The sequence below is a fragment of the Mycobacterium talmoniae genome, assembly GCF_001854525.1.
In the GTDB taxonomy this organism is placed as follows: domain Bacteria; phylum Actinomycetota; class Actinomycetes; order Mycobacteriales; family Mycobacteriaceae; genus Mycobacterium; species Mycobacterium talmoniae.
This window is the reverse complement of record NZ_MLQM01000223.1, coordinates 1-7,102: the sequence shown is the minus strand read 5'-3', so window position 1 is coordinate 7,102 and position 7,102 is coordinate 1. Positions and strand designations below refer to the sequence as shown.

The window sequence follows — 7,102 nt, the reverse complement described above, 5'->3', positions numbered from 1 at the left end:
ACACCGCGGGCCAGGTGCTGCCCGCGGTGTCGCGCGAGGTGCTGCGGGCCGGCCCGGACGTCGGTGCCCTGCGGACCGCCCAGGGCGCTCAGATCGGGCACCTCGGTGAGGGTGGCGCCGACCACGACGCCGACGAACCCGGGGTCGGGACGCACCGCCCGGTTGGCCGCCGCCGCGGCGTCGACAATCGCCTGAGCCACCGACCGCCCACCGGCGTCGGCGCGCTGCACGCTCGCCCCTTCGGGGTTGGAGGTGGCCGCCAGCACGAACACACCACGCTGGTTGGCCGCGGCGACATCCAGCAGCGGCCGCAGCGCCCCGAAGCCCAGATACGGCGAGGCGGTCACCGCGTCGGCCGACAACGGCGAGTCACCGAGCCACGCCGCGGCGTAGGCCGCCATCGTCGAGCCGATATCGCCGCGCTTGGCGTCGGCCAGCACCAGCACCCCGGCCGCGCGCAGCGCGGCGATGGTGGATTCCAGCACGCTGTACCCCGCCGCGCCGTAGGACTCGAAGAACGCCACCTGCGGTTTGACGACCGCGAAGTCGGCGTAGGCCGCCACGCAGGTCTCGCAGAACGCGGCCAGCCCGTCGGCGGTGGCCGGTAACCCCCAGGCCTGCAACAGTTCGGGGTGCGGGTCGATGCCCAGGCACAGCGGCCCGCGCCGCGCCGTCGCCGCGGCCAGCCGGGCACCGAAGCCGGTCATCCGGCGCTGCCCGCCGACGCCTCGCCCAACGCGCTGTGCAGTTCTTGCAGTGACCGCACCCCGATATCGCCGCGGATCCCCGCCTCGATGCCCTGCACGGCCGCCGCCGCGCCCTGCACCGTCGTCACGCACGGGATGTTCATGCTCACCGCGGCCGAGCGGATCTCGTAACCGTCGATGCGCGGACCGGAATTGCCGTAGGGCGTGTTGATCACCAGATCGACCGCGCCGGCCAATATCGCGTCCACCGCGGACGCCTCCGGGCGGCCCGCGCCGGGCTCCTCGAACAGTTTGCGCACCTCGTCACAGGGGATACCGTTGCGGCGCAACATTTCCGCGGTTCCCTCGGTGGCCAGCACCCGAAAGCCCAGGTCGGCGAGCCGCTTGACCGGGAAGACCAGGGACCGCTTGTCGCGGTTGGCCACCGACACGAAGATGGTGCCGCCGGCGGGCAGCGACCCGTAGGCGGCGGTCTGGCTCTTGGCGAACGCGCTGCCGAAGTCGCGGTCGATCCCCATCACCTCGCCGGTGGACTTCATCTCCGGGCCCAGCAGCGACTCGATGCTCGAACCGTCGGTGCGGCGGAACCGGTGGAACGGCAGCACGGCTTCCTTCACCGCGATCGGCGCCCCGGGCACGCCGTGCGCGCCATCCCCGGTCGCCGCCAGCAAGCCCTCCGCGCGCAGCTGAGCGATGGTGGCGCCCAGCATGATTCGCGCGCACGCCTTGGCCAGCGGCACCGCGGTGGCCTTGGACACGAACGGCACGGTGCGGCTGGCGCGCGGGTTGGCCTCCAGCACGTAGAGCACATCGTCTTTGAGCGCGTACTGCACGTTGAGCAGGCCCACCACGCCCACACCGTGCGCGATGGCCTCGGTGGCTTGGCGCACCTGCTCGATGTTTTGCCGGCCCAGCGTCACCGGCGGCAGCGCGCACGCCGAGTCGCCGGAGTGGATGCCCGCTTCCTCGATGTGCTCCATGATGCCGCCGATGTAGACCTCGGTGCCGTCGCACAACGCGTCGACGTCGATCTCCAGGGCGTCCTCCAGGAACCGGTCCACCAGCACCGGGTGCTCGGGGGACAGCTGGGTGGCCCGGGTGATGTAGCCGCGCAGGGTGTCCTCGTCGTAGACGATTTCCATCCCGCGCCCGCCCAGCACATAGGACGGACGGACCAGCACCGGGTAGCCGATCTCGGCGGCGATGCGGCGGGCCTGGTCGAAGCTGGTGGCGGTGCCGTAGCGGGGGGCCGGCAGCCCGGCGGCGTTCAGCACGTCGCCGAACGCGCCGCGGTCCTCAGCCAAATCGATGGCCTCCGGCGGGGTCCCGACGATCGGCACCCCGGCGTCGGCCAGCCGCTGCGCCAACCCCAGCGGGGTTTGGCCGCCGAGTTGCACGATGACCCCGACCACCCCGGGGCCGCCGATCCCGGACTGCGATTCGGCGTAGAACACCTCCAGCACGTCCTCGAACGTCAGCGGCTCGAAGTACAACCGGTCGGCGGTGTCGTAGTCGGTGGACACCGTCTCCGGGTTGCAGTTGACCATCACGGTCTCAAACCCGGCCTGGCTCAGCGTCGTCGCCGCGTGCACACAGCTGTAGTCGAACTCGATGCCCTGCCCGATGCGGTTGGGGCCCGACCCCAGGATCAGCACCTTGGGTTTGTCGGTCTGCGGCGCCACCTCGGTTTCGGCGGCGGGGTCGAGTTCGTAGCTGCTGTAGTGGTAGGGCGTTTTCGCTTCGAACTCCGCCGCGCAGGTGTCCACCGTCTTGTACACCGGATGGATGCCCAGCCGCCCGCGCAGCGACCGGACCCCGTCTTCGCCGGCCAGTTCCGGCCGCAGCGCGGCGATCTGGCGATCCGACAGCCCGTGGTATTTGGCGCGCCGCAGCAGGTCGGCGTCCAGGACGGCGGCGTGGTACAGCTCGGAGCGCAGCCCCACCAGCACGTTGATCTGCTCGACGAACCACGGGTCCACCCCGGAGGCCTCGGCCACCTGCTCGACGGCGGCGCCGAGCCGCAGCGCCAGTTCGATGTCGTAGAGCCGGCCCTCGGTCGGGGTGCGCAGCCGGTCGAGGACGGCGCCGACTGAGCTGTTTTCGGGGTCCGGTGCGGTCCAGAACCCGATGCGGCTGGTCTCCAGCGAGCGCATCACCTTGCCGAGTGCCTCGACGAAGTTGCGGCCCAACGACATCGCTTCACCCACCGACTTCATGGTGGTGGTCAGCGTCGGGTCGGCGCCGACGAACTTCTCGAACGCGAACCGGGGCGCCTTGACCACCACGTAGTCCAGGGTGGGTTCGAAGCAGGCCGGGGTTTCCTTGGTGATGTCGTTGAGGATCTCATCGAGGGTGTAGCCGATGGCCAGTTTGGCGGCGATCTTGGCGATCGGGAAGCCGGTGGCCTTGGACGCCAGCGCGCTGGACCGCGACACCCGCGGATTCATCTCGATCACGATCAGCCGCCCGTCGGCCGGGTTCACCGCGAACTGGATGTTGCAGCCGCCGGTGTCGACACCGACCTCGCGCAGGATGGCGATGCCCAGATCCCGCATCTTCTGGTATTCCCGGTCGGTCAGCGTCATCGCCGGCGCCACCGTCACCGAGTCCCCGGTGTGCACGCCCATCGGGTCGACGTTCTCGATCGAGCACACCACCACCACGTTGTCGTGGCCGTCGCGCATCAGCTCGAGCTCGTATTCCTTCCAGCCGAAGATCGACTCCTCGATCAGCACATTGGCGCTGGGCGAGGCGGCCAGCCCGGCCCCGGCCATCCGCTCCAGTTCCTCGATGCTGTGCGCCAGCCCCGAGCCCAGCCCGCCCATGGTGAACGAGGGCCGCACCACGACCGGCAGCCCCAGCTCGGCGACCGTCTCGGTGACCTCGTCCATGGTGAAACACACCCGGCTGCGGGCGGATTCGCCGCCCACCTTCGCGACGATGTCTTTGAATCGCTGCCGGTCCTCGCCGCGTTGGATGGCATCGAAGTCCGCGCCGATCAACTCGACGTTGTAGCGGTCCAGCACCCCGCCCTCATACAGCGCAACGGCGGTGTTCAGCGCGGTCTGGCCGCCCAACGTGGCCAGCAGCGCGTCGATCTTGTTGCCACGCTCGGCCTGTTGGGCGATGACCCGCTCCACGAAGTCGCGGGTGATCGGCTCGACGTAGGTGTGGTCGGCGTACTCCGGGTCGGTCATGATCGTGGCCGGGTTGGAGTTGACCAGGGTGACTTGCAGGCCCTCGGCCTTGAGCACCCGGCAGGCCTGGGTGCCCGAGTAGTCGAACTCGCAGGCCTGGCCGATCACGATGGGACCGGACCCGATGACCAGGACGTGGTTGATATCCGTGCGGCGCGGCATCTACTTCTCCTCACCGCGAGCGTGCGCAAATGTACGCGATTTATCCCGTATCGGCGTACATTTGTGCACGCTCGCGGGGGTGGTGCGGGCGCTCATTGTGAGCCCCCCATCAGGTCGATGAACTGGTCGAACAGGTATTCCGCGTCGTGCGGGCCGGCCGCGGCCTCCGGATGGTACTGCACCGAGAACGCCCTTCCGTCAACGAGTTTGACGCCCTCGACGACGCCGTCGTTGGCGCAGGTGTGGCTGACCACGGCCGGACCGAAGTCGGTGTCGAACCCTTGACCAGCCTCGCCTTCCAGCGCGAAGCCGTGGTTTTGCGCGGTCACCGCGACCCGACCGGTGGCGTGGTCGATCACCGGGATGTTGATGCCGCGGTGACCGAACACCATCTTGTAGGTGGACAGCCCCAACGCCCGGCCCAGGATCTGGTTGCCGAAACAGATCCCGAACAGCGGGATCCCGGCGCCGAGCACCTCCCGGGTCACCGCGACGAGGTGGTCGGCGGTGGCCGGGTCGCCCGGCCCGTTGGATAAGAACACCCCATCGGGTCGCAGGTCGGCGATCTGCTCGAAGGTCACCGACGCCGGCAGCACGTGGCTGCGGACCCCGCGGGCCGCGAAGTTGCGCGGGGTATTGGTTTTGATCCCGAGGTCCAAGGCGGCCACCGTGAACCGGCGCGGGCCGTGCGGGTCCACCACATAGCCGGCCTCGGTGCTGACCTGGCCGGCCAGGTCCGCGCCGAGCATCGGTTGCTGGCCGCGCACCCGCTCCAGCAGTTCCTCGGGCTCGGCGAGCGTGTCACCGGAGAACACCCCGGCCTTCATCGAGCCGCGGCTGCGCAGATGCCGCACCACCGCGCGGGTGTCGATCCCGGCCACCCCGACGATGTTTTGCCGGATCAGTTCGTCTTCCAGCGTCCCGGTGGCCCGCCAGTTCGAGGCCCGCGGCGACGGGTCGCGCACCGCGTAGCCGGCCACCCAGATCTTGTCGCCCCGGCTCTCGGCGTCCTCGTCGTTCCAGCCGGTATTGCCGATCTGCGGGGCGGTGGCCACCACGATCTGGCGGTGATAGCTGGGGTCGGTCAGCGTCTCCTGGTAGCCGGACATGCCGGTGGAAAACACCGCCTCGCCTAGGGTTTGGCCGACCGCGCCGAACGGCGTGCCGGTGAAGATCCGGCCGTCCTCGAGCACTAAGACGGCTTTGGTGGTGGTCATTGCTCCCCCTGTAGCCAGCGGTCGTATTCGTTGCGGTTGTCGGCGCGGAACCCGGTGTCGAGTTCGGTGCCCGACGGCAGCCGCCACCGGATCACCAGGACTCCTCCCTCGTGGTTCCTCATGGGGACAGCCTTACCGACGATGCCGCGCTCGGTGCGCACCGCGATCACGGAGTCGTCCGGAATCCAAATCGGCCGACCGGCGCTGCGCTGCACCATGATTCCCTCGGGATAGCGGGTCAGCACCGCCTTGGTGCGGTAGCCCAAGTCGCCGACCGCCACCCGGTCGTTCCAGCTCGGCACCAGGGTGCAGCCCACATACAGGCCGCGGGTCGCCGCCACGGTCGGCGGCCCCACCGTGTCGGGCACCGGCGGCAGCGTGCCGATCACCGCGGCCTGCCGCTGCGCACGGCGCCGCCAGCCCCGCATCATCAGCTGGATCAGGAAGCCGATCAGCACCACCAGCACGACGGCGAAGATCAGCGACGCGATCAGCGTTCCCGAATTCATGCCGGGCACTTTCCGTCCCGAGCGGTCACCGTGCCGCGCAGCAGGGTGGCGGTCACGCTGGCCGGCAGGCTCATCGACTCGAACGGGGTGTTGGCCGACCGGCTGGCCAGCTCGGTGCCGACCACCGTCCAGGTGGCGTCCGGGTCGACGACGGTGAGGTTGGCCGGCTCGCCGACCTCCAGCGGCCGGCCCTGGTCGGGCAGCCCGACGATGGCCGCCGGCTTCTCGCTCATCACCCGGGCCACGTCGCGCCAGGTCAGCAGGCCCGGTTGCACCATGGTGGCCACCACCACCGACAGCGCGGTCTGCAGCCCCAGCATGCCCGGGCGGGCGGCGGAGAACTCGCAGCACTTCTCGTGTTCGGCGTGCGGCGCGTGGTCGGTGGCCACACAGTCGATGACCCCGTCGGCCAGCGCCTGCCGCAGCGCCTGCGCATCGGTGGCCTCGCGCAGCGGCGGGTTGACCCGGTTCACCCCGTCGTAGCTGGCCAGCCGGTGGTCGTCGAGCAGCAGGTGGTGCGGGGTGACTTCGGCGGTGATCGAAATCCCCTGCCCCTTGGCCCATTTCAGGATCTCGACGGTGCCGGCGGTGGAGGCGTGGCAGATGTGCACCCGGGCACCGGCGTCGCGGGCCAGCAGGGCGTCGCGGGCGACGATCGATTCCTCGGCGGCCCGCGGCCACCCGGAGAGCCCCAGCTTCGCCGCGTTGGGCCCCTCGTGGGCGACGGCGCCGACGGTCAGCCGCGGCTCCTCGGCGTGCTGGGCGATCAGCACCCCCAACCCGGTGGCGTACTCCAGCGCGCGACGCATCACCAGCGGATCGTGCACGCACAGACCGTCGTCGGAGAACATCCGCACTCCGGCGGCGCCGGCGGCCATCATGCCCATCTCGGTGAGCTCGGCTCCGCCCAGCCCGACGGTGACCGCCCCGACCGGGTGCACATCGACCAGCCCGACCTGCTGGCCGCGGTGCCAAACGTGGTCGGTGACCACCGGCGAGTCGGCGACCGGGGTGGTGTTGGCCATCGCGAACACCGCCGTGTAGCCGCCCAGCGCCGCGGCGGCCGAACCGGTTTCGATGTCCTCGGCGTATTCCCGGCCGGGTTCCCGCAGATGGGTGTGCAGGTCGACGAAACCGGGCAGCAGCACCTGACCGGTGGCGTCGATCACCTCGGCCTCGGCGGGAATCGCCAGCCCGGCACCGATCTCGGCGATCTGGCCGTCGTCGACCCGCACGTCGACCTGCTCGCCCTCGCCGTATAAGCGCACCCCGCGAATCAATACGCTCACGCGGCCCCCTCCGTTGCCGAC

5 protein-coding genes are annotated in these 7,102 nt (G+C 70.2%); all 5 read right to left on the bottom strand.

The genetic code is table 11. From position 1 onward, the window contains the following. Positions 1 to 707, bottom strand: a 707-nt coding sequence (gene pyrF / locus BKN37_RS24725) for an orotidine-5'-phosphate decarboxylase (protein WP_071029627.1), incomplete at its 3' end; no start/stop codon positions are given. Continuing rightward, the gene (gene carB / locus BKN37_RS24720) at positions 704 to 4,066 is read right to left on the bottom strand and encodes a carbamoyl-phosphate synthase large subunit (RefSeq protein WP_071029625.1); all 3,363 of its coding nucleotides are present in this window, start codon (positions 4,064 to 4,066) and stop codon (positions 704 to 706) included. The genes carB and pyrF, both read right to left, overlap by 4 nt. A gap of 92 nt (positions 4,067 to 4,158) precedes the next feature. After that, entirely contained in the window at positions 4,159 to 5,283 is a 1,125-nt protein-coding gene (carA, locus tag BKN37_RS24715) for a glutamine-hydrolyzing carbamoyl-phosphate synthase small subunit (RefSeq protein WP_071029623.1), read from the bottom strand. Continuing rightward, on the bottom strand, positions 5,280 to 5,792 hold the full coding sequence (locus BKN37_RS24710) for a PH-like domain-containing protein (protein ID WP_071029631.1): 513 nt from the start codon (positions 5,790 to 5,792) through the stop codon (positions 5,280 to 5,282). Before BKN37_RS24710 ends, carA begins: the two co-directional genes overlap by 4 nt. Continuing rightward, complete coding sequence (locus BKN37_RS24705) at positions 5,789 to 7,081, bottom strand: dihydroorotase (protein WP_071029629.1); 1,293 nt, start codon at positions 7,079 to 7,081, stop codon at positions 5,789 to 5,791. The genes BKN37_RS24710 and BKN37_RS24705 overlap by 4 nt, the downstream gene beginning before the upstream one ends. Between the last annotated feature and the right edge of the window lie 21 nt (positions 7,082 to 7,102).